The 21341-nt window shown below is 75.6% G+C and carries 14 protein-coding genes; 3 read left to right on the plus strand and 11 right to left on the minus strand.

Translation table 11 applies throughout. From position 1 onward, the window contains the following. Together ABZ885_RS01650 and ABZ885_RS01655 are read right to left on the minus strand one after the other, a co-directional pair. A partial coding sequence (locus ABZ885_RS01650) for an ATP-binding cassette domain-containing protein (protein WP_360182002.1) occupies positions 1-195 on the minus strand: 195 nt, incomplete at its 3' end. A gap of 93 nt (positions 196-288) precedes the next feature. Beyond that, on the minus strand, positions 289-942 hold the full coding sequence (locus tag ABZ885_RS01655) for a PadR family transcriptional regulator (protein WP_360182005.1): 654 nt from the start codon (positions 940-942) through the stop codon (positions 289-291). 72 nt (positions 943-1014) lie between these two features. Between ABZ885_RS01655 and ABZ885_RS01660 the strand changes: the two genes are divergently transcribed. Beyond that, a complete protein-coding gene (locus ABZ885_RS01660) occupies positions 1015-1986 on the plus strand; it encodes an endonuclease/exonuclease/phosphatase family protein (protein ID WP_360182008.1) in 972 nt (323 codons plus the stop codon). A gap of 4 nt (positions 1987-1990) precedes the next feature. Here ABZ885_RS01660 and ABZ885_RS01665 read toward each other — a convergent pair whose 3' ends face one another. From ABZ885_RS01665 to ABZ885_RS01680, 4 genes are all read right to left on the minus strand, one after another. Beyond that, the gene (locus tag ABZ885_RS01665) at positions 1991-3202 is read right to left on the minus strand and encodes a PP2C family protein-serine/threonine phosphatase (protein WP_360182011.1); all 1212 of its coding nucleotides are present in this window, start codon (positions 3200-3202) and stop codon (positions 1991-1993) included. Between the two features lie 191 nt (positions 3203-3393). Then, positions 3394-6621: an ATP-dependent DNA helicase gene (locus ABZ885_RS01670; protein WP_360182014.1), complete on the minus strand. Its 3228-nt coding sequence runs from the start codon at positions 6619-6621 to the stop codon at positions 3394-3396. A 99-nt stretch (positions 6622-6720) separates the two neighbouring features. Further along, positions 6721-10065 (minus strand): ATP-dependent DNA helicase, encoded by a 3345-nt coding sequence (locus ABZ885_RS01675; RefSeq protein WP_360182017.1) that lies wholly within the window; start codon positions 10063-10065, stop codon positions 6721-6723. Positions 10066-10178: 113 nt separating this feature from the next. After that, on the minus strand, positions 10179-10535 hold the full coding sequence (locus ABZ885_RS01680) for an MGMT family protein (RefSeq protein ID WP_360182020.1): 357 nt from the start codon (positions 10533-10535) through the stop codon (positions 10179-10181). 134 nt (positions 10536-10669) lie between these two features. Here ABZ885_RS01680 and ABZ885_RS01685 point away from each other — a divergent pair, with 134 nt between their 5' ends. Then, on the plus strand, positions 10670-13459 hold the full coding sequence (locus ABZ885_RS01685; protein WP_360182023.1) for a lysylphosphatidylglycerol synthase transmembrane domain-containing protein: 2790 nt from the start codon (positions 10670-10672) through the stop codon (positions 13457-13459). A 100-nt stretch (positions 13460-13559) separates the two neighbouring features. Here ABZ885_RS01685 and moeZ read toward each other — a convergent pair whose 3' ends face one another. The 5 genes from moeZ to ABZ885_RS01710 all read right to left on the minus strand — a co-directional run bounded on the left by moeZ (position 13560) and on the right by ABZ885_RS01710 (position 20373). Beyond that, complete coding sequence (gene moeZ, locus ABZ885_RS01690) at positions 13560-14738, minus strand: adenylyltransferase/sulfurtransferase MoeZ (RefSeq protein ID WP_360182026.1); 1179 nt, start codon at positions 14736-14738, stop codon at positions 13560-13562. Between the two features lie 276 nt (positions 14739-15014). Next, complete coding sequence (locus ABZ885_RS01695) at positions 15015-16016, minus strand: NAD-dependent epimerase/dehydratase family protein (RefSeq protein WP_360182029.1); 1002 nt, start codon at positions 16014-16016, stop codon at positions 15015-15017. 149 nt (positions 16017-16165) lie between these two features. After that, entirely contained in the window at positions 16166-17266 is a 1101-nt protein-coding gene (locus ABZ885_RS01700) for a hypothetical protein (protein WP_360182032.1), read from the minus strand. Continuing rightward, positions 17266-19068 (minus strand): glycosyltransferase, encoded by a 1803-nt coding sequence (locus ABZ885_RS01705; RefSeq protein ID WP_360182035.1) that lies wholly within the window; start codon positions 19066-19068, stop codon positions 17266-17268. The genes ABZ885_RS01700 and ABZ885_RS01705 overlap by 1 nt, the downstream gene beginning before the upstream one ends. A 375-nt stretch (positions 19069-19443) precedes the next feature. Then, a complete protein-coding gene (locus ABZ885_RS01710; RefSeq protein ID WP_360182038.1) occupies positions 19444-20373 on the minus strand; it encodes an alpha/beta hydrolase in 930 nt (309 codons plus the stop codon). A 222-nt stretch (positions 20374-20595) separates the two neighbouring features. On the opposite strand from ABZ885_RS01710, the gene ABZ885_RS01715 reads away from it, so the two are divergent. Next, on the plus strand, positions 20596-21258 hold the full coding sequence (locus ABZ885_RS01715) for a TetR/AcrR family transcriptional regulator (protein ID WP_360182041.1): 663 nt from the start codon (positions 20596-20598) through the stop codon (positions 21256-21258). Positions 21259-21341: the final 83 nt, after the last annotated feature.

Below are 21341 nucleotides of genomic sequence, written 5' to 3' on the forward strand. Positions count from 1 at the left end.
GCCCGCGAGGGTCAGCAGGGTGGACTTGCCGGAGCCGGACGGGCCCATCACGGCGACGAACTCGCCGGGGTGGACCTTCAGGTCGACCCCGCGCAGCGCCTGGACCTCGCCGGCGCCCTGGCCGTGGACCCGGGTGACGTGGTCCAGGTGCAGCACCGGTCGGACGGCGCTCCCGGACGGATCGGTGTGGGACACACTTCCCCCTGCTGTTTAGTGGCCCGGGTCGGGGTCTCCGCCCGGGCCGGTGGTTCGTGAGGTCGGACGGCGCTAGCGCGTGCCGGGCACGTCCTAGGCCTTGGTCCGGCGGCGGCCGAGCCGGGCGGCGGGGCCGGACCGGGGCGCGGGCTCGGCCTTGCGCGCCTCGGCGGCCCGCGCCTGCTCGATCTCGGCCTGCTGGGCGAGCCTGGTCTCGCAGTGGTCGAGCCAGCGGATCTCGGCCTCGGTCTGGAAGATCAGCTGTTCGAGGACGAGCAGCCAGGCGAGGTCGGCGCCGGGTTCGGCCGGCTGGCCGGAGCCGCCGGGCCGGGACTCTCCGGCGAGCGCCCGGCCCTTGAGCCGGGTGTAGTCCTGGAGCGCCTTGATGCTGTGCCGGCGCTGGCCCTGGACGACGGCGGGCACGTCCACCCCCGGGACGGTCACCGCCATGGCCAGCTTGATCGCCAGCTCGTCGCGCGGCGGGTTGGTCCGGGGCACCGGGGTGTCGAACCAGGCGCGCAGCTCGGCACGGCCGGCCTCGGTGGCCGCGTAGAACTGGTGGCCCTCCGCGTCCTCCCCCGCGGACTCGACCAGGCCGTCACGTTCCAGCCGGGACAGCGTGGTGTAGACCTGGCCGACGTTGAGCGGCCAGGTGGCGCCGGTGCGCGCCTCGAACTCGGTTCTCAGCTGGTAGCCGTAGCGCGGGCCCTGGTCGAGCAGGGCGAGCAGGCCGTGACGGATGGACATACCGAGTATGTATACCCGGTATGCCCGACGGGTCAAGCGGCGCCCCCCGGCGAGCGGGTACCGTCGTGCGGTGTGAGCCAGTTGCGCATCGCCACCTTCAACCTGTTGCACGGTCAGCCGCTCGCGCCGGACGGCACCCCGCGGCCCTACCCGGACGACGCCGGCGAGCCGCTGGCCGAGGCGGTGGCCGCGCTGGACGCCGACGTCCTGGCGGTCCAGGAGGTGGACCGGTACCAGCCCCGTTCCGGCGGCACCGACCAGGCGGCGGTCGCCGCCAAGGCGATGGGCGCCGCGGACTGGCGGTTCGCGGCCGCGCTGCACGGCCGGCCCGCGCCGGTGGCGGGCTGGGTCCCGGACGCGTCCGCGCCCGCCGGGATCCGGGTGTACGGGCCGGGCGAGGTCGGCGACGAGGCCCCGCCCGCGTACGGCACCGCGCTGCTCACCCGCCTGCCGGTACGGCACTGGCGGGCCCGCCGGTTCGCCCCGGCGCCGTTCGGACTGCCGCTGCGGGTGGCCGGGCGGCGCGGGCTCACCCCCGTCCCGGACGAGCCGCGGGCCGCGCTGGCGGCGGTCCTGGAGGGCGAGCGCGGGCCGTTCACGGTGGTGGCGGCGCACCTGTCCTTCGTGCCGGGCTGGAACATGGCGCAGCTGGCCGGGATCCGGCGGTGGATCGCCGACCTGCCGCAGCCGTACCTCGTCCTGGGGGACTTCAACCTGATCGGCGCGGTGCCCCGGACGGTACTGGGCGGGGCGACCGCGCTGGACCGAACCGCGCCCCGGGAGCGGGTGCGCGAACTGCGGACGGCCCGGCGGGCGAGGCCGGCCCTGCCGGCCCAGCGCCGGCGGCGGGTGCGGGAGCCGCGGGCACGGCTCCAGGGCTGGTACGACCTGGCGCGCACCCCCACCTATCCCTCACACCGGCCGGCCGTGCAGTTCGACCACGTGCTGGCGGTGGGCGTGCCGCGGTCCGCCGTCGGCCCGGCGGACGCGCCGCGGGCGGCGGTCTCGGACCACCGCCCGCTGGTGGTGCAGGTCTCGCTCTGACTGCTCAGTGCCTGGTCAGCACCCCGTTCTGGTGCGGGACGTGGGGCCCGGCGGCATGGGGGTCCCCCCGGCCGGAGGCTGGGGGAGGGTCGTACTGGAGCAGCAGCATGGCCGCGTCGTCGCCGAGCTGGCGGCCGACGTGGCGGACGACGTCCTCGTGCAGGCGTTGCAGGACCTCGGCCGGGCGGCCGTCCGCGCAGTGCGGCAGCCGTTCGGCGAGCGGGTAGAAGGTGCCGGCCCGGTCGCGGGCCTCGATGACGCCGTCGGTGAACAGCAGCACCCGGTCCCCGCCGCGCAGCGGGACCTCGTGCACCGGCGGAAGGACGTCGGCCGGGTCGAGGACGCCGAGCGGCGGCACCGCCTCGGCGAGCTCCAGCGGCCGGACCGGCTCGCCGCTGCGCAGCAGCAACGGCGAGGGGTGGCCGCAGTTGACGATCTCCGCGGTGCCGTCGGGCCGGACCCCGATCAGCACGAGCGTGACGAACTCCTCCTCCACGCCGGGGTGGTCGTTCTCGTGCAGGGCCCGGTCGAGGCTGACGGCGAGCCAGCCGGCCACCCGGTCCAGCGCGGGCTCCTGGTGGGCGGCCTCGCGGAAGGCGCCGAGCACGGCGGCCGCGGTCTCCACCGCGCCCAGCCCCTTGCCGCGGACGTCCCCGACCACGGCCCGGACGCCGTGCCGGGTGTTGACCACCTCGTAGAGGTCGCCGCCGATCCGGGCGTGGGCGGCGGCCGCCTCGTAGTGCACGGCGGCCCGGACGCTGCCGACCCGCTCGGGGACCGGCCGCAGCAGCACCCGGCGGGCGATCGAGGCGACCAGCTGGGCGTCGGCGAGCGCCCTCTCCTGACGCAGCCGCAGGGTGGCGCTGACCCACCCGATCGCGGCGACCAGCACGATGGCGAAGACGGTGGCGCTGTGCACGGACTCGCCGAGCACGTCGTTGTGGAAGGCCATCAGGAAGGCGAAGGCCTCGGTGAGGAGGCCGATCGCGAGCGGGTACCAGGTTCGGCGGCTGACCACGGCGGCCAGCGCGGGGACGGCGGTGAGCGCCGGTTCGACGGTCACCGCGGCGTCAGTGAAGTAGTCGAGGACGACGACCAGCGCCATGCCGATGAACGGCAGCGACAGCGCCGTCCTCGGCCAGGTGCCGGTCGCGCCCGGAGCGGCCCCCGGGGTCGGCCCGGCGAACCGCTCTCTGATCCATCCGGTCGCGCTCAACTTCGGTCTCTCCAGCAGAAGACGCCGATGCCCGTGGGCACCTGCGGTGATGACTGAGGGTTGGGGAATGCGGGCCTCGCTGGCGGCCGGAGTACGGGGGTTGACCGGTTACCGACCCCACAATAGGCGCGAAACGTGCACGACGCACAGGTTTCGCCCGATGCCGTGATGACTTGAATGCTCTCCGTGACTCATTCTTCACTGTTCCCGATCAGGAGCCGTTCCAACTCTTTTCGGCCGGGAAGTCCTGCGGGTTGTTCGATCCGACCGCTGCGGACGTACAGGAACGACGCCGTGACCTGCTCCAGCGGAACGCCCGCCTGTTCGGCCCAGGCGACCCGGTACACCGCGAGCTGGAGCGGGTCGGCGGTCTCCTCGCGGTGCGTCTTCCAGTCCACCACTTCGTAGCGTGACGCGCCGCCGGATCCTGACCGGCCGTCACCCTCGCGGTAGACCGCGTCGATCCGGCCGCGCACCACCCGGCCCCCCAGCACCAACTGGAACGGCGCCTCGACCCGGTACGGCTCCCGGTCCGCGTAGGGGGTGCGCAGGAACGCCTCCTTGAGCCGCTCCAGGTCCTGCTCGTCCTCGATGCCGTCGTCGTCCGCGCCGGGCAGGGCGCCCGGCTCGATCAGCAGCAGCGGCTCGATCCGGGACTGCACCCAGGCGTGGAACCGGGTGCCCCGGCGGGCGGCCGGCTGCGGCGGACGGGGCATCGGACGGGCCAGGTCGTGCGCGAAGCCGTCCGGATCGGCGGCCAGCCGCAGCAGTTGGGTGGCGGAGAGCGCGGCGGGCAGCGGCACCTCCCGCACGTTGCGCCGGGAGCGCTCCAACTCGCCCAGCAGCGCGGTGAGATCGCGGTCCCAGGACTCGACCTGGCGACGGTCCTCGGCGGCCATCGGCTCCGGTTCGGGGGCGGGCTGCCCGGCGAGCCGCCGGTACACCACCTCGGCGACCCGGCGGCGGGCGTGCTGGGCGGCCCGGTCCAGCGGCAGCGGCCAGGGCCGTTCGACGGGGGCGGCCAGCGCCGGGTTGGCGTCGCCCTTCTCCGGCGGCAGGGCCCAGTGCTCGACCTCGCCCGCCCCGGGCTGCTCGCAGTGCTCCCGCAGCTGCTCCAGGAAGGCGGACGGGCCGCGCGGGGTCTTCTGGCTCGGCCCCCACCAGTGCCCGGAGGCGAGCAGCAGCGAGCGCGGCCGGGTGAAGGCGACGTAGCCGAGCCGCAGTTCCTCGGTGCCGGAGTGCCCGGCCAGCTCGGCCTTGAACGCGGCCATGGACTTGGCCGTCCAGCCACCGCGGACGTCGGGCAGGGTGGCCGCGTCGCCGCGCAGGGCGTGCGGGAGCACCCGCTTGGTGCTGGTCCAGCGCTCCCGCGCGGTCGAGGACGGGAACGCGCCCTTGACCAGCCCGGGAACGGCGACGACGTCCCACTCCAGGCCCTTGGACTTGTGCGCCGTGAGCACCTTCACGGTGTCCTCGCCGCCGGGCAGGCTGCTGTCCAGGCCGCGCTCGTACTCCTGGGCGGCGCGCAGGAAGCCGAGGAAGGCCGGCAGGCCCGGGTCGCCGTCCAGGTCGGCGAAGCCGGCCGCGACGTCCAGGAAGGCGTGCAGGGTCTCCCGCCGGCGGGCGGCCAGCGCGTGCGGGGAGGCGGCGAGTTCGACCTCCAACCCGGTGACGGCGAGCACCCGGTGCAGCACGTCCATCAGCGGGTCGGCGAGCGAGCGGCGCAGCTCGCGCAGCTCCCGGGCGAGCCGGGCGAAGCGCAGCCTCGCCTCGGCGGAGAACGGCAGGTCGTCGGCCTGCGGCCGCTCCTCCTCTGCCGGGGCGGTGAGGAAGGTCTCCAGCGCGTCGGCGAGCGAGACCACCTCGGTCGGGTCGGTCTCGGCGACGGCGGCGGCCAGGGCCTCGACACCCTCGGGCCGGGCGGTGCGGACCAGGTCGGCGGCGCGACGGCCCAGCAGGGCCAGGTCACGCGGGCCGATCCGCCAGCGCGGGCCGATCAGCAGCCGGACCAGTGCGGCGTTGGCGGTCGGGTCCTGGAGCACCTCGCAGACCGCCACCAGGTCGGCGACCTCGGGGAGTTGGAGCAGCCCGCCGAGGCCGACCACCTCGACCGGCACCTCCCGGGCGACCAGCGCCGCGTGGATGTCGGGGAAGGCCGCGCCGCCCCGGCAGAGCACGGCGATCCGGCCCGGGGCGGTGCCGGTGCGCACCAGGTGGGCGACCGAGTCGGCCAGCCAGTCGATCTCCTCGGCGTGGGTGGGCAGCAGCGCGGTCCGGACGTAGCCGTCCTGTTCGGCGCCGGGGGCCGGGCGCAGCGCCTCGACACCCTCGTGCATCGCGCGCAGCGGCGCGGCCAGCCCGTTGGCGAAGGCGAGCAGCCGGCCGCCGCTGCGGCGGTTCTCGCTCAGCGCGTACCGGGTGGCGGGGTCGCCGCCCGCCCGCGGGAAGTGCCGGGGGAACTCGTCCAGGTTGGCCACCGAGGCGCCGCGCCAGCCGTAGATCGCCTGGCAGGGGTCGCCGACCGCGGTGACCGGGTGGCCGCCGCCGTGCCCGTCCGGACCGGCGCCGAAGAGGCCGGCCAGCATCAGCCGCTGGGCGACCGAGGTGTCCTGGTACTCGTCCAGCAGCACCACCCGGTACCGGCCGCGCAGCAGCTCGCCGACCTCGGGGCGCTGCTGGGCGAGCCGGGCGGCGGCGGCTATCTGGTCGCCGAAGTCCATCAGCCCGGCCGCGGCCTTGCGGCGCCGGTACTCCTCGACCAGACGGAGCAGCTCCAGCCGGGCCCGGGCGGTGCCGGGGACGGCGCGCAGGTCGTCGTTGGTGAGCCTGACGGTGGCGAGGGTGTCGAGCAGCTCCTCGTCGAAGGACCGCAGCGCCTCCGGCCCGACCAGGTGCTCGGCGAGTTCGCCGTCCAGCGCGATCAGGTCGGCGACCAGGTTGGCGAAGGTGCCGGTGAGGGCCGGGAAGGGGCCGCGGGCGGTGCGCAGCACCTTGGCGGCGAGCTGGAACCGGGTGGCGTCGGCGAGCAGCCGGACGTCCGGCTCGATGCCGATCCGCAGGCCGTGCTCCTTGAGCAGCCGGCCGGCGAAGGCGTGGTAGGTGGAGATCTCCGGTTCGCCGAGCGGCTCCTCGTCCGGCTCCGCGATTCCGGCCCGCTGCAGGGCCGAGCGGACCCGCTCGGACAGCTCGGCGGCCGCCTTGTTGGTGAAGGTGAGGCCGAGCACCTCCTCGGGCCGGACCGCACCGGAGCCGACCAGCCAGACCACCCGGGCGGCCATCACGGTGGTCTTGCCGGAGCCGGCCCCGGCCACGATCACGGCCGGTTCCAGCGGGGCGCCGATGGCCGCCATCTGCTCCCGGTTGAACGGGATGCCGAGCAGTTCCTTGAGCTGGTCGGGGCGGTCGAGCACGGCGGTCACCCCGCAACGTTAACGGGGCGCACCGACACTCCGGACGCCCGGCCGGGGTGACCCTCGCTACTCCACCCTCGCCACTCCGGCCCTCGCCACTCCGCCTCGCTACTCCACCAGCTGGGCGCCGTCGCGCTGGGCGGAGCAGCTGCGCCGGAACGAGCAGCGGTCGCAGCCGCCGCCGGTCTGCGGCACGAAGCGCTCGGCGAGCACCCGCCCGGCCGCGTCGGCGAGCAGGTTCTCGATCCACGGCTCGCCCTCGGGCGGGTCCTGCCGCTGCACCTTGGGTGACTCCGGCACCGCCTTGTCCGGCTTGCGCAGCTGCACCAGCTCGGCACCGCCGGACTCGGGGGCGCGGCCGTCGAAGCCGGGCAGCTCGTTGAGCGCGCCCGCGCGGACGGCGAGCTGGTAGACGGCGAGCTGCTTGTGGTCGGGCAGCGACTTGTCGGTCGGCGCCTCCTTGCCGGTCTTGAAGTCGACCACGTAGGCGCGCCCGGCCTCGTCCTTCTCGACCCGGTCCATCGAGCCGCGGATCCGCACCCGGACACCGCCGGCGTCCAGGGTGACGTCGAAGCCGTGCTCGGTGGCGACGACGTCCCGGCCGCGCTCCAGCACGTGCCAGTTGAGGAAGCGCTCCAGGGCGGCCCGCGCCTCGGTCTTCTCCTGCCGGGACTTCCAGGGCGCGTCGAAGGCCAGCGCGTCCCAGACCGTGTCCAGCCGCTCCATCAGGACGGCGAGGTCGGCGGGGGTGCGCCCGGAGCCGACCTCGTCGGCGAGGGCGTGCACCACGTTGCCGAAGCCCTGCGCGGCGGAGGAGGAGCTGCGCGCCTTGACCTCCTTGTCCAGGAACCACTGCAGCGAGCAGTTCTCCAGCTGTTCCAGGCCGCTGCCGGAGAGCCGGACCGGCAGGTCGGCGCTGCGCAGCGGCTCGGGCGCGGCGGTGGCGTCGTCCAGGCCCCACCAGCGGTCCGGGTGGGCGGCCGGCACCAGCGGCAGGCCGTCCTCGTCGGCGGCCAGCGCCAGGGTGGCGAGCCGTTCCGCGGCGGCGCGGCGCAGCTCGGGCGAGCGGGCCGGGTCGACGGTGACCGCGCGCAGCTCGGCGACCAGCGCCGGGACGGAGAGCGGGCGGCGCGGCCGGTGGGTGACGTCCTCGACGGTCGCGGGCGGGGTGCGGCGGACGACCCGGCCGGTCCTGGGGTCGACGTCCTCCCGGTAGAGCTCGCGCAGGAAACGCGAGGGCTCGTCGCCGTCCTCGGCGGGTGCCTTGACCGCGGTGACGACCAGCCGCTCCCTGGCCCGGGTGGCGGCGACGTAGAAGAGGCGGCGTTCCTCGCCGAGCAGGGCGGCCGGGGAGAGCGGCTCGGCGAGGCCGTCGCGGCCGATCCGGTCGGCCTCCAGCAGCGAGCCGCGGCGGCGTAGGTCCGGCCAGAGGCCCTCCTGGACGCCGGCGACCACGACCAGGCGCCATTCCAGGCCCTTGGAGCGGTGCGCGGTCATCAGCCGGACGGCCTCGGGGCGGACGGCCCGCACGGTGAGGGTGTCGGCGGCGATGTCCTGGGCCTCCAGCTCGGCGAGCAGGTCGAGGGCGCTGCGGTGGCCGGTGACCTGCTCCTCGGCGCGGGCGGCGGTCTCGAACAGGGCGCAGAGCGCGTCGAGGTCCCGGTCGGCGTTGCGGCCGGCCGCGCCGCCGCGCAGGGCGGCCCGCTCCAGGCGCTCGCGCCAGCGGCGGCTGCCGTCCCAGAGCTCCCAGAGCGCGTCCTCGGCGGTGCAGCCGCCGGCCAGCCGCTCGCGGACCTTGCGCAGCAGGGTGCCGAGGTCGCGGGCGCGCCGGGCGTAGGAGGGGTCGAGGGCGATCAGCCGCTCGGGTTCGCCGAGGGCCTCGCGGATCAGCTCCCCGGCCGGGCGCGGCACTGCGGCGGGCCGGCCGTCGGCGCGCAGGACGGCGCGCTCCTCCTCGCGCAGGGCGCGGCCGAGGCGGCGCAGGTCGGAGCCGTCCATGCCGCCGAGCGGGCCGGTGAGCAGGGTGTGGGCCAGTTCGGTGGTGAGCGGGTCGGGGGTCCCGGCGTCCGGGCTCCCGGCGTGGCCGTGCCGGTCGCGGGCGGCCTGCTCGGCGCAGACCCGCAGGGCGAGCAGCAGCTGGGCGACGGCCGGCTCCTCGCGCAGCGGCAGGTCGTCGCCGTCGATCTCCAGCGGGACGCCGGCCGCGCCGAGCGCCCGCCGCACGCCCGGGATGGACCGGGCGCCGGCCCGGACCAGCACGGCCATCTCGCCCCACGGCACGCCGTCCTCCAAGTGGGCGCGGCGCAGCAGGTCGGCGATCGAGTCGAGCTCGGTGCCGGGCGTGGGGTAGGTGTACACCTCGACCCGGCCGCCCTCGCGGGAGGGCAGCAGGGCGCGGTGCTGGGCGAGCTTGTCGGCGGGCAGCCGGCCCATCGGCATCCGCCGGGCGAGCTCCCGGGAGGCGGCGAGCAGGACGGCGCCGGAGCGGCGGGAGACGCGGAGCACCCTGACCTCGGCGGGGCTGCCGTCGGCCTGCCGGAAGGTCTGCGGGAACTCCAGGATGCCGTTGATGTCGGCCCCGCGGAACGCGTAGATCGACTGGTCCGGGTCGCCGACCGCGATCAGCTCCCGACCGCCGCCGGCCAGCCGGCGCAACAGCCGGACCTGGGAGGGGTCGGTGTCCTGGTACTCGTCGACGAAGACCACGTCGTACCGCTGCCGCAGCTCCTCGCCGACCTCGGGGCGTTCGGCGAGCAGGACGGCGCGGTGGACGAGCTCGGCGTAGTCGAGGACGCCGCGCAGGTCGAGCACGTCCAGGTAGTCGGCGAGGAAGTGCGCGGCGGCGGCCCAGTCGGGGCGCTGGACGCCCTCGGCGAAGCGGGCCAGCTCGGCCTCGCCGAGGCCCAGCTCGCGGCTGCGGGCGAGCACGGCGCGGACCTCGTCGGCGAAGCCGCGGGTGGTCAGGCAGGCGCGCAGGTCGAGCGGCCAGGAGATCCGGCCGCCGCCGGCCCGGGCGTCCTCGGCGCCGCCGGCCAGCAGCTCGCGGACCATCACGTCCTGTTCCGGGCCGGAGAGCAGCCGCAGCGGCTCGGCGTACTCCTGCGGGTCCTGGTGGGCGCGGAGCAGGGCGTAGCTGAAGGAGTGGAAGGTGGTGGCCTGCGGGGCGGCGGCGCGGGCCGTGGCGGAGGCGCCGAGCCGGGCGGACATCCGGTCGCGCAGCTCCATCGCGGCCTTGCGGCTGAAGGTGAGGACGAGGATCCGCTCGGGGTCGGTGCCGCGCTCGATCCGCCGGGCGACCGCCTCCACCAGCGTCGTGGTCTTGCCCGTCCCGGGCCCGGCGAGCACCAGCAGCGGGCCGCCGGCGTGCTCGGCCACGGCGCGCTGGTACTCGTCCAGCACGGGCGGGGCGGGCTGGGCGAGGGGGCTGCGCACCAGACGGTAGGGGGAGCTCACGGATGTCCTGGGGGTTGTGCTGCGGGCCACGGAAGGCGGGCCCCACCCGGGGGCCCGTCCGTATCGAGCCTACGATCCTGCCCCGTCATTCCCGTCCGCGCATCCGGTTCGGCTCAATCCCCCGCCGGCCGGCCGTCCCAGCGGGCCCGCTTGAGGTCGACCCGGGGCGGGTCGGCGAGTTCCCGCAGCGGGGTGCCCTCCTCGCCGTAGTGGGCGAGGGCCCGGTGCTCGTGGCCGGGCAGGAACCGGCCGTCCGCGCGGATCACCCGCCACCAGGGCACGGCGGCGCCGTAGAGCGCCATCACCCGGCCGACCTGCCGGGGGCCGCCCTGGCCGAGGTACTCGGCAACGTCCCCGTAGGTCATCACCCTGCCGGGTGGAATCCGCTCGGTCAGGTCGAGCACCAGTTCGGCGAAGGGCGGCAGGGCGCCGCGGTCGCCGTCGTCGTCAGCGTCCGTCACCTGCGGCATTCTTCCTCATGGGGGAAGCCGCGGGGTCCCGTACGAACGATCCGCCGCGCCCGATCCGGCCCCTGTCCAGCACGGGGCGCCGCGGCATGCCACCATCTTCGGGGCGGTGAGTGGTGATACGAGGACAAGACCAGATGACCGGGACGGCTGACGTGGGCGCGCACGAGGACTCCGACGAGTCCGCCGACGCCATGCGCGCAGGTCCGGGCGGCGGGCCTGCCGCCGAGCCGTCCCCGGAAGTCTCCCTGATCAAGGACGGGACGATCAAGACCCCACAGCCCACCGCACCCGAGCCCCGGCCCGAGCCGGCGCCGCCGGCCGCCGGCGTCCCGGCCCAGCAGCCCGCGCCGCCCGGACCTCCGGCGCCCCCGGCGGACCCCGCGTCCTCCGCCGGGCCGGACGAGCCCGACGGGCCGGACAAGTCCGACGAGGCCGACGGCCACGACGACACCCCGCACCTGGACGTCGACGAGCCGCTGCTCGCCGCCCGCGCGCACCGCCCGTCCGACCTGATCCGCTTCGTGGCCGGCGTGCTCGGCATCGTCGCCGTGTTCATCCTCGCCGGGGTGGCGACCTCGACCACCACCGGCATCGAGATAGACATCGCGTCCAACGCGCCGCGCTTCTCCCCGGTGCTCTCCACCATCACCGGCCTGGTCTCCAGCGTCGCCGTGCTCGCCGTCCCGCTCGCCTTCGCGGTCGAACGGCTGATCAAACGCGACGGCCTGCGGGTCGCCGACGGCGTACTCGCCTCGGTACTCGCCTACGGCGTCTCGCTGGGCATCGACTGGTGGGTCGCCGAGGGCGCGTCCGACCACATCCGCGACGCCCTCACCCGCTTCCCGCTGGACAGCAGCAGCACCCTGACCGACCCGGTGCACGGCTACCTCGCGCCGGTGATCGCCTACATGACCGCGGTCGGCATGTCGAGCCGGCCCCGCTGGCGGGTCGCCCTCTGGGTGGTGGTGATCTTCAGCGGGATCACCGAGCTGCTCGGCGGCTACACCACCCCGCTCTCGCTGCTGCTCACCGTCCTGATCGGCTGGTCCGTCGCCTACGGCACGCTGTACGCGATCGGCTCGCCGAACATCCGGCCCACCGGCCAGCACCTGATGATCGGCCTGCGCAAGGTCGGCTTCACCCCGGCCAGCGCCCACCGCGCCCCGGACGCGCCCGGCGGCACCCGCCGCTACTTCGTCGCCCAGCAGAGCGGCCCGCCGCTGGACGTCCACATCGTCGACCGCGAGCAGCAGGCCTCCGGCTTCTTCTACCGGGCCTGGCGGCGGCTGCGGCTGCGCTCGGTGGCCGTCCGCCGCAGCCCGCAGTCGCTGCGCCAGGCGCTGGAGCAGGAGGCGCTGATCGCCTACGCGGCCGCCGCCTCGGGCGCCCGCGCCCCCCAGCTGGTGGCCACCTCCGAGCTGGGCCCGGACGCCGCGATCCTGGTCTACGAGAACGTCGAGGGCCGCACCCTGGACGAGCTCGCCGACGAGGAGGTCACCGACCAGGTGATGGCCTCGCTCTGGGAGTCCGTCGCCGCCCTGCACGAACGCCGGATCGCGCACCGCCGGCTCACCGGCGAGTCGCTGCTGGTCGTCGACGAGAAGACGGCCTGCCTGGTCAACCTCTCCGGCGGTGACATCGCCGCCACCGACCTGACGCTGCGCATCGACGTCGCCCAGCTGGTCACCACCTTCGCGCTGCGGATCGGCCCGGAGCGGGCCGTCTCCACCGCCAACGCCGTGCTCGGCGCCGACCGGGTCGCCCAGGCGCTGCCGCTGCTCCAGCCGGTCGGGATGAGCCGCTCGACCCGCGTCGACCTGCGGAAGCTCACCAAGGAGCGGAAGGCCGCCGCCCAGGCCCGGGCGCTGGAGCAGGTCGCCGCCGGCGAGCGCACCCAGCAGCAGGCCGAGGAGGACATCGCGGTCGCCGGCGAGGACCTGCTCAGCCGGATCCGCGGCCAGATCCTCCAGATCGCGCCCGAGGCGCCGATGGAGCCGGCCAAGCTGGAGCGGCTCAAGCCGAAGAGCCTGATCATGGTGATCGCGCTCACCTTCGCCGCCTACCTGGCGCTGACCACCATCAAGCCGGCCCAGCTCAAGCTCTCCCAGATGAACTGGGCCTGGGCCGCGGTGGCCCTGGCGGCGGCCGCGTTCAGCTACGTCGCCGCCTCGATGAGCCTGACCGGCTTCGTCCCCGAGAAGCTGCCGTTCCGGCGCACCGTCGCCGCCCAGCTGGCCGGGTCCTTCGTCAAGCTGGTCGCGCCGGCCGCGATCGGCGGCATCGCGCTGAACACCCGCTACCTGCAGAAGGCCGGCATCCGGTCCGGACAGGCGGTCGCGTCGGTCGGCGCCTCCCAGCTGGCCGGCCTGGCCGGGCACCTGCTGCTGCTGTTCAGCTTCGGCCTGATCACCGGCAGCCAGAACAACGGGGACCTCTCCGCCTCCCGCGCGGTGATCATCGGCGTGCTGACCGCCGCCGTGCTCGCCCTGGTGGTGGCGGCCGTCGCCCCGCTGCGGCGGTTCGTGCTGAACCGGCTGCGCTCGCTGTTCTTCGGCGTGGTGCCGCGGATGCTCGACCTGATGCAGACGCCCAGCAAGCTGGTCACCGGATTCGGCGGCATCCTGCTGCTGACGCTCTCCTTCACCGCCTGCCTGGACGCCTCGGTGCAGGCCTTCGGCGGCTCGATCAGCTTCTCGGCGGTGGCGGTGGTCTTCCTGACCGCCAACGCGGCCGGCTCGGCCATCCCCACCCCCGGCGGCATCGGCCCGGTCGAGGTCGCCCTGATCGGTGCCCTCACCGTCGCCGACGTGCCGCCGGCCATCGCCACCCCGGCGGTCTTCCTCTACCGGGCGCTCACCTTCTGGCTGCCGGTGCTGCCCGGCTGGATCTCCTACAACGTGCTCCAGCGCAAGGGCGCGCTGTAGGCGCGGCAGTACGCGAAAGGGCCCGCCGGAGCGGGCCCTTCCTGCTGTACCGGTCCGCTGCCGTACCGGTCCTTCTGCCGTACCGGTGCGGCGGTGGTTCCTAGTAGACCGGCTTGTGCGGCTCGATCTGGTTGATCCAGCCGAGCACGCCGCCGCCCAGGTGGACGGCGTTGGCGAAGCCGGCCGACTTCACCACGGCCAGCACCTCGGCCGAGCGCACGCCCGACTTGCAGTGCAGCACGATCTTCTTGTCCTGCGGCAGCGACTCCAGGGCGTTGCCCATCAGGAACTCGTTCTTCGGGATCAGCACCGCGCCGGGGATGTTGACGATCTCGTACTCGCCGGGCTCGCGGACGTCGACCAGGAAGATGTCCTCCTTGTCGTCCTGCCACTCCTTGAGCTGCTTCGAGGTGATGGTCGAACCGGCGGCGGCGGCCTGCGCCTCCTCCGACACGACGCCGCAGAAGGCCTCGTAGTCGATCAGCTCGGTGACCGTCGGGTTCTCGCCGCAGAGCGCGCAGTTCGGGTCCTTGCGGACCTTCACCTGGCGGTAGTTCATCTCCAGGGCGTCGTAGATCATCAGCCGGCCGACCAGCGGCTCGCCGACGCCGGCCAGCAGCTTGATCGCCTCGGTGACCTGGATCGAGCCGATGGACGCGCAGAGCACGCCCAGCACGCCGCCCTCGGCGCAGGACGGGACCATGCCCGGCGGCGGGGCCTCCGGGTAGAGGCAGCGGTAGCACGGACCGTGCTCGGCCCAGAACACGCTGGCCTGGCCGTCGAAGCGGTAGATCGAGCCCCACACGTACGGCTTGCCGAGCAGCACCGCCGCGTCGTTCACCAGGTAGCGGGTGGCGAAGTTGTCGGTGCCGTCCACGATCAGGTCGTAGCCGGAGAAGATCTCCATGACGTTGGAGTTGTCGAGGCGGTCCTCGTGGAGGATCACGTCGACGTAGGGGTTGATCTCCTTGACGGAGTCCCGCGCCGACTCGGCCTTGGAGCGGCCGATGTCCGACTGGCCGTGGATGATCTGCCGCTGGAGGTTGGACTCGTCCACCACGTCGAACTCGACGATGCCGAGCGTGCCCACGCCCGCCGCGGCCAGGTACATCAGCGCGGGAGAGCCCAGGCCACCGGCGCCCACGCACAGCACCTTGGCGTTCTTCAGCCGCTTCTGCCCGGCCATGCCCACGTCGGGGATGATCAGGTGGCGGGAGTACCTGCGGACCTCGTCGACGGTGAGCTCGGCGGCCGGCTCGACCAGGGGTGGCAGCGACACGGGGACTCCGATGGTCGTCGGTTCAGGTGGCCGGGGCCAACCTCTTGTGGCTTGCGCTCCGCCACCCTGAGGTGGCTCTGCTACGCCAACAGTGTCATGCCGCCCCGGTATTCCGAGACAGCCTGTCCGACAGGCGAGACGGCCGGCGCCGGATGGTGGAACCGTGCGGACGCCCGCGCCCACCGCCGTCCGGCCGCAGGTCAGGGGCACCGGAGGCCCGCCGCCACCGGGCCCCCGCACCCCCGGCCGGGCCGCGCCGCCCGCGCCCGGCGGCGGTCAGACCCGGCACGCCGTCTCCAGCCAGACGTCCCCGAGCGACTCCTCCAACGGCACCTGTGTCCGCCAGCCGAGACGGTCGCGGGCGGTCCGCACGTCCGCCTGCCGCCACGGCACCGGCTCCCCCGGCGCCATCCGCGCCTCGGCCGGCCGCGGCTCCGCCGGGCGGTGCCCCGGCAGGTGGTGCTGACCCGGGTGCGGGACCAGGTGGTCGGCCGACCCGGCCGCCTGCGCGGGCAGCACGACCTGCCGGTTCTCCTCCACGATCGCCCCCTCGAACCCGGACGCCCGGACCAGCAGCTGGGCCGCCTCGCGGGCCCGGACGGCGTGCCCGCTGCCGATGTTGATCACGCCGGTGGCCGCCGACACGGCCGCCGCCCGGATCGCCCGGGCGACGTCCCGGACGTCCACGAAATCCCGGTATCCGGACAGGTCCGGCATCCGCACCTGCGGCTCGTCCCGCTCCAGCGCCCGGCGCAGCCCCTCGGCGAGCCGCCCGAACAGCGAGGCGGTCGGCGCCCCCGGGCCCACCACGTCGAACACCCGCAGCACCGCCGCATCCAGCCCGGAGGCCAGCACCAGTTCCGTACCGGCCAGCTTGGACACCCCGTACGGGCCGACCGGGCGGGGCTCGGCGGCCTCCGACACCGGCACGCCGCCCGGCACCGGGCCGTACTCGGCCGCCGAACCGACGTGCACCAGCCGCGCGGGCTCGCGGCTGCGCCGGATCGCCTCGCAGACGGTGGCCACGGCCAGCGTGTTGGCCCGGATCAGGGTGCGCGAGCTGCCGTACGTCGCGCCCGCGCAGTTGATCACCACCTGGGGCGCGACCGCGTCCAGGAACCGGGCCAGCGCGCCCGGGCTTCCGGTGGTCAGGTCGAAGCGGATGTCGGCCGAGTCACGCCGGCCGAGCACCGTCACCTGCAACTCCTGGTCCACGAGCAGACGATCGGTGACCCGGCGGCCGATGAAGCCGTCGGCGCCCAGCAGCAGCACCCTCATCGGGGGTGTCCTTCCACGAAGCGAGGTCGGGTTCGACCTGGCGGACAGTGTGAGTACAGAGCAGAGAATCCGGGTGACCGGGCGGCCGGCGGGCCTGTGGTCGGCAGTCGGCGGGCCTGTGGCCGGCGGTCGGACGGGGCCGCGGAGCGTCAGCGGTGCGCGCCGGCCCGGCCGAGCACCGGCCAGGCGTACCCGAACAGCACCAGCGCGACGGCCCCGCCGCCGAGCAGGCCGGCCACCGGCGCGGACCGGCCCAGCGCGAGCGGTGCCGCGAGGGCGGCCGCCCCGGCGAGCGCGCCCAGCGCGGCGGCGCCGCGGCGGCCGCAGCCGGCCAGCAGGGCGGGCAGCACCAGCAGCAGGCCCAGCACGCCCTGCGCCGCCCACTGGAGCGGGCCGGCGCGCTCGGCCGCCAGGTGCAGCAGCCCGCCGCCGTGGCCCGGGCCGGGCCGCGGCGCGACGGCCGTCAGAACGGCGAGCGCGGCGAAGCTGAGCACCGCCAGCACGGCCAGGTGCAGGGCGACCGCCACCGGCAGCACCGGGCGCATCCGGGAACGGAACTCGGCGAGGGTGCCCGCCGCCCGCAGGTGGCCGCGGCCGATGTGGCGGAACCAGCGCGCGGCCCACTCGGCCGACCCCGCCGACAGCGCCGCCGCCAGCACCAGCGCGGCCGTCACCCGGCCATCCCCGGTCGCCCCGGCCAGCGGGAGCAGCAGCAGCCCGGCCACCCCGGCGCCGTGGCCGAGCGAGGCCGGCCGCCACCGCCGTGCCCGGGCCGGGCGCGGCGGGCCGGACCAGAGCTCCCCGGCCTCCCCCGCTGCCCCGGCCTCCCCGGGGAGCGCGCGGTCCGCCGCCCCGGCCGGCCGCAGGACGAGCGGGACGGCGGCCGGCAGCAGCGCCGGCCAGCGTCCCCCGAGCCCGGCGGCCGCCGCGACCGGCAGCACCGCGAGCGCCGACGACCGCAGCGCCTCGGCGCACCGCCGCTGCCAGCTCTCGCGCGGCCCGTCGGCCGGGGGCGGCGGGCGGCGCGGCACCCGGGCGTACAGCTCCTCGGCGAGCCCGAACACGTCGGCGTGCCGGCAGCGCGCGGCCGTCTCCGCCCCCAGCCCGGCCTCCTCCAGGCCGGCGGCGATCTCCAGCGGGTCGACCGCGCGCTCGCACAGCAGCCGGTGCTCCGCCATCACCTCCCGGACCGGATCGCCGGAGAGCCCGGAGGCCACGGGCACCCCGGCCGCCCGGCCGCCGCCGGCCATCAGACCGCCTCCGCGAGGGTGCCCGGCCGGTCGGCCGCCGTGACCGGCCCGTCCGCGAGCGTCCCGCCGACCGCCGCACCCGGTCCGCCGCCGTGCGCTCCGCCGGCCTCCGTGCCGTCCCCGTCCGCCGCCCGGCCCCCGCCGTGGCGGTCGGCCAGCCAGTACTCGGCGGGCCGGGCGAACGGGCGCGGCTGCCCGTCGGCCGGGCCTGCGGCGGCCGGGAAGGCCGGCCACTGCGAGACCAGCTCCAGGTAGATCTCCCGGAACGCCCCGATCACCGGTTCCACGGCGAAGCGTTCCTGCGCCCGCAGCCGCCCGGCCAGCCCGAGCCTCGCCCGCCGCTCCTCGTCGCGCAGCAGCGCCAGGCAGGCGCCGGCCAGGGCCTGCGGGTCGCGCGGCGGGACGAGCAGCCCGGTCGGGCCGACCACCTCCCGGGCCACCCCGACGTCGGTCGAGACCACCGCGCGCCCGCTCAGCATCGCGTCCGCCAGCAGCCGGGGGCTGCGCTGGGACAGCGCCGAGAAGACGACCACCGTGCCGCTCTCCCAGGCGGCCGCGGCCGACCCGGGCCGCCCGGCGAACTCCACCGCGCCGGCCACCCCCAGCCGTCCGGCCACCGCCTCGCAGTGCGCCCGGTAGCCGCCGACGGTCTCCTCGCCGTGCACCACCAGCCGCGCCGCGGGCAGCTCGGCCCGGACCCGCGCGAAGGCGTGCAGCACCAGTTCGGTGTCCCGGCCCGGCTCCAGCGCGCCCGCCCAGGCCAGGGTCGGCAGGTCCGGCTCGGGACCGGCCGCCGCGCGGGCCACCGCCGGGGTGCCCTCGTAGACCACCCTGGTCCGCTCCGGGTCGGCGCCGCAGCGCCGCTGCCACTGCTGGTCGTGGGCGCTGCCGGGGGTCAGTATCGCGGCCTGCCGGTACGTCTCCTCGGTGAGCGCCCGGAAGTAGGAGAGCAGCAGCGCCCGGACCGGCCACCGATAGGGCACTTCGCGGTGACTCGCCCACTCGCCTCCGGGCGCTCGGACCCGGTGCCGACGGTCGTCGCTCCGGCGCTCGTCCCTCGCTCGTCGCTTGCCCTCCTCGCCCGCCGGCGAGCAGGAGGGGCCCACCCTCTCGGCACCGGCGCGCCCTTCGGCTCGGGGCGGACGGCCCAAATACTGCTCCCGCAGGTGCAGACCGTGCTCGGTGACCACGAAGGGCACGCCGTGCAGCTGCTTGGCGACCAGCGCGGGCAGCGCCGCGGGGCCGCCGCCGACCACGTGGCAGAGGTCCGCCGCGCCGAGGCCGCCCGGCCCGGTGCCGTACCAGGGGGCGGAGAGCGGCCGCAGGCACTGCTCCAGCAGGTCGGCCGCGACCAGGACGTCGCAGACCAGCGGCTGCCCGGCCGAGGTGTCGGCCCCCGGCGAGTGCCAGACCCGCTCCAGCGTGCGGCGGGCGTGCGCCGAGGCGAGGAACGCCGGCAGTGCGCCGTCCTCCCTGGCGAGCGCCGCCAGCCGGTACAGCCCGCCCCCGAAACCGCCCCGCGCACCCGGCATGACCAGCGCCCGTACGAGTTCCCCGTACGCCCGCGCGTACTGCCGTCTGCGCAACGCTCCCGGCGCGCGGCCGCCCGGGCGGCGCCCCCGGAGGGCCAGCTCGTGCACCCCGAGCCAGCGGCCCCGCGGCAGCGCCCCGGCCTCCTGGCCGGCCAGCACGTACAGCTCGAAGTCGTGCTCCCGGAGGCCTTCGGCCAGCCGGTCGGACCAGCCGCCGGGACCACTCTCCGGATGCCGTCGGACACCCTCGGTCAGCAGGGCTACGCGCACGGGAGACCTCCTAATGCCGCCCGTGGAAGGGCGTTGAAGACCAAGGGCTTGCTACGTCGAATGGGCCTGAGGACCGTGGAGCCGCACGCCGGTACCCCCGCTTCGGCCGCCGTCCGGATGGTCCCGGACGCTCCGGCGGCCGCGACTCCCCCACATGTGTTCGGTCCGACAGCAGAAAGGTAGGACCGGCCCCCGGCCATCCATCGGTCACATGCCTGGCAGCCACCTGAACGAGTGAACCGGCGTGACCTCGCCCGGGACCGCGGCGTTACGACGCCCGCGGCCCCGGCCGTTCCTTCCCTCTCCTGACCGCGCCCTGCCCTGCCCCTGCCCTGCTCTGCCCGTTCCCTGCGCCGGTCCCGTGCGCGCCCCGGCTCAGGCCCGCGCGAGCAGCTCCCGCACCGCCCGGGCCACCTGGTCGGGGTGCTCCATCATCGCCACGTGCCCGGAGTCCGGCAGCACCAGCAGCCGGGCGTCCGCGAAGGCCTGGCAGGCCCGCCGCGCCGACCGGTACGAGACCAGCTTGTCCCGCAGCCCGTACACCAGCAGCGTCGGCGCCTTCACCTGCCGGGCCTGCTGCCAGAGCGCCTGGTCACCGCGCTCGGTGTACGCCGAGACGATCCCGCGCGCCGAGCCGATCAGCACCTGCATCGCGTACGGAAGCTCGGCCCGCCGCCGGTACTCGGCCACCGCCTCGGCCCGGGCGGCCGGCGACAGCACGTCCGGGTCGCCGTACACCAGCCGCAGCAGGCCGTCGGTGGTGTCCTCCGGGCTGCGCCCGTTCGCGGGCAGCCGGCTCAGCAGCGCGGGCACGCCGGGCACCGCCAGCAGGGCGGTCGGCCAGGCGCTGCGCTGCGGCGGCAGCTCGGGCAGGGCGGGCGAGATCAGGGTGAGGCTGCGCACCAGGTCCGGGCGGACCGCCGCGAGCCGGACCGAGACGGCGCCGCCGAGCGAGTTGCCGAACAGGTGCACCGGGCCGCGCCCGGCCGCCTCGAGGTAGCCGATCACCGCGCGGACGTGCCCGGAGACGGAGAGGTTGCCGTCCGCCGGCGGCCCGGAGCGGCCGAAGCCCGGCAGGTCCACGGCCTCGCCGTCGACCAGCCCGGAGAGCCGCGCCATCAGCGCCGTCCAGTTCCCGGCGGATCCGCCGAGCCCGTGCACGAAGAGCGCCGGCTCCCGCCCGTCGGCCGGACCGCCGTCGCCGGCGGCCCGGTGCACCGCCAGCACCGCGCCCGGCACCTCGACCTCACGGAACGGTGCGGGCTCCCCCGCCTCTGTGCGTATCTGCTGCTCAGCGCTGCTCATGGTGGACGATGGTAGTGAGCCGCGGCCGCTGCGGCCCCTGGCGGGACCGGACGTCTCAGCTGTTGTCACACCACTGCCGTTGCCCGTGGTCAGCGCCGTATTGTGGGCTCCTGACAAGGGGGCGCCGTGGTTTTCTTGCGTCTGCCAAGCGCGGACACGGTTACCGAAAAGTAGAATCGGTCATCTTGCCAGCCCCGAACAACCCGTGAAGTGAGGAGCGCCGTGACGGCCATCCAGGAGGCGCAGGAGCGCCCGCGCGGTGCCCGCCTGCCGCGAAGCGCCCGCCGTGAACAACTGCTCGGTGCCGCCCAGGAGGTGTTCGTCGCGCAGGGCTACCACGCGGCCGCCATGGACGACATCGCCGACCGCGCCGGGGTCAGCAAGCCGGTGCTCTACCAGCACTTCCCCGGGAAGCTGGAGCTCTACCTGGCGCTGCTGGACAAGCACTGCGACGCGCTGGTCGAGTCGACCCGCGAGGCGCTGTCCACGACCACCGACAACAAGCAGCGCGTCGCCGCGACCATGGACGCGTACTTCAACTACGTCTCCAGCGAGTCCGGCGCCTTCCGGCTGGTCTTCGAGTCGGACCTGACCAACGAGCCGGCCGTGCGCGAGCGGGTCGAGCGGGCCTCGGAGGCCAGCGCGACGCTGGTCAGCAAGGTGATCCAGGAGGACACCGACCTCCCGGAGTCCGAGTCCAAGCTGCTCGCCGCCGGCGTCTGCGGCCTGGCCCAGATCACCGCCCGCTACTGGCTCTCGCAGGGGCTGGAGATCCCGCGCGACGAGGCCGCGCGCCTGGTCGCCAGCCTGGCCTGGCGCGGCCTGAAGGGCTTCCCGATGCACCCCGCCACCGAGCAGTCCGAGGCCCCCGCCGACGGGCAGTGATCCACCGGCTTTCGCCTCGGCCTTGATCCGGTGCTCTATGGTGAAGCCGTACGGCGCGGTCGCCGCGACCGCCTGTTCCGGGC

Source organism: Kitasatospora sp. NPDC047058 (assembly GCF_040643935.1).
Taxonomy (GTDB): domain Bacteria; phylum Actinomycetota; class Actinomycetes; order Streptomycetales; family Streptomycetaceae; genus Kitasatospora.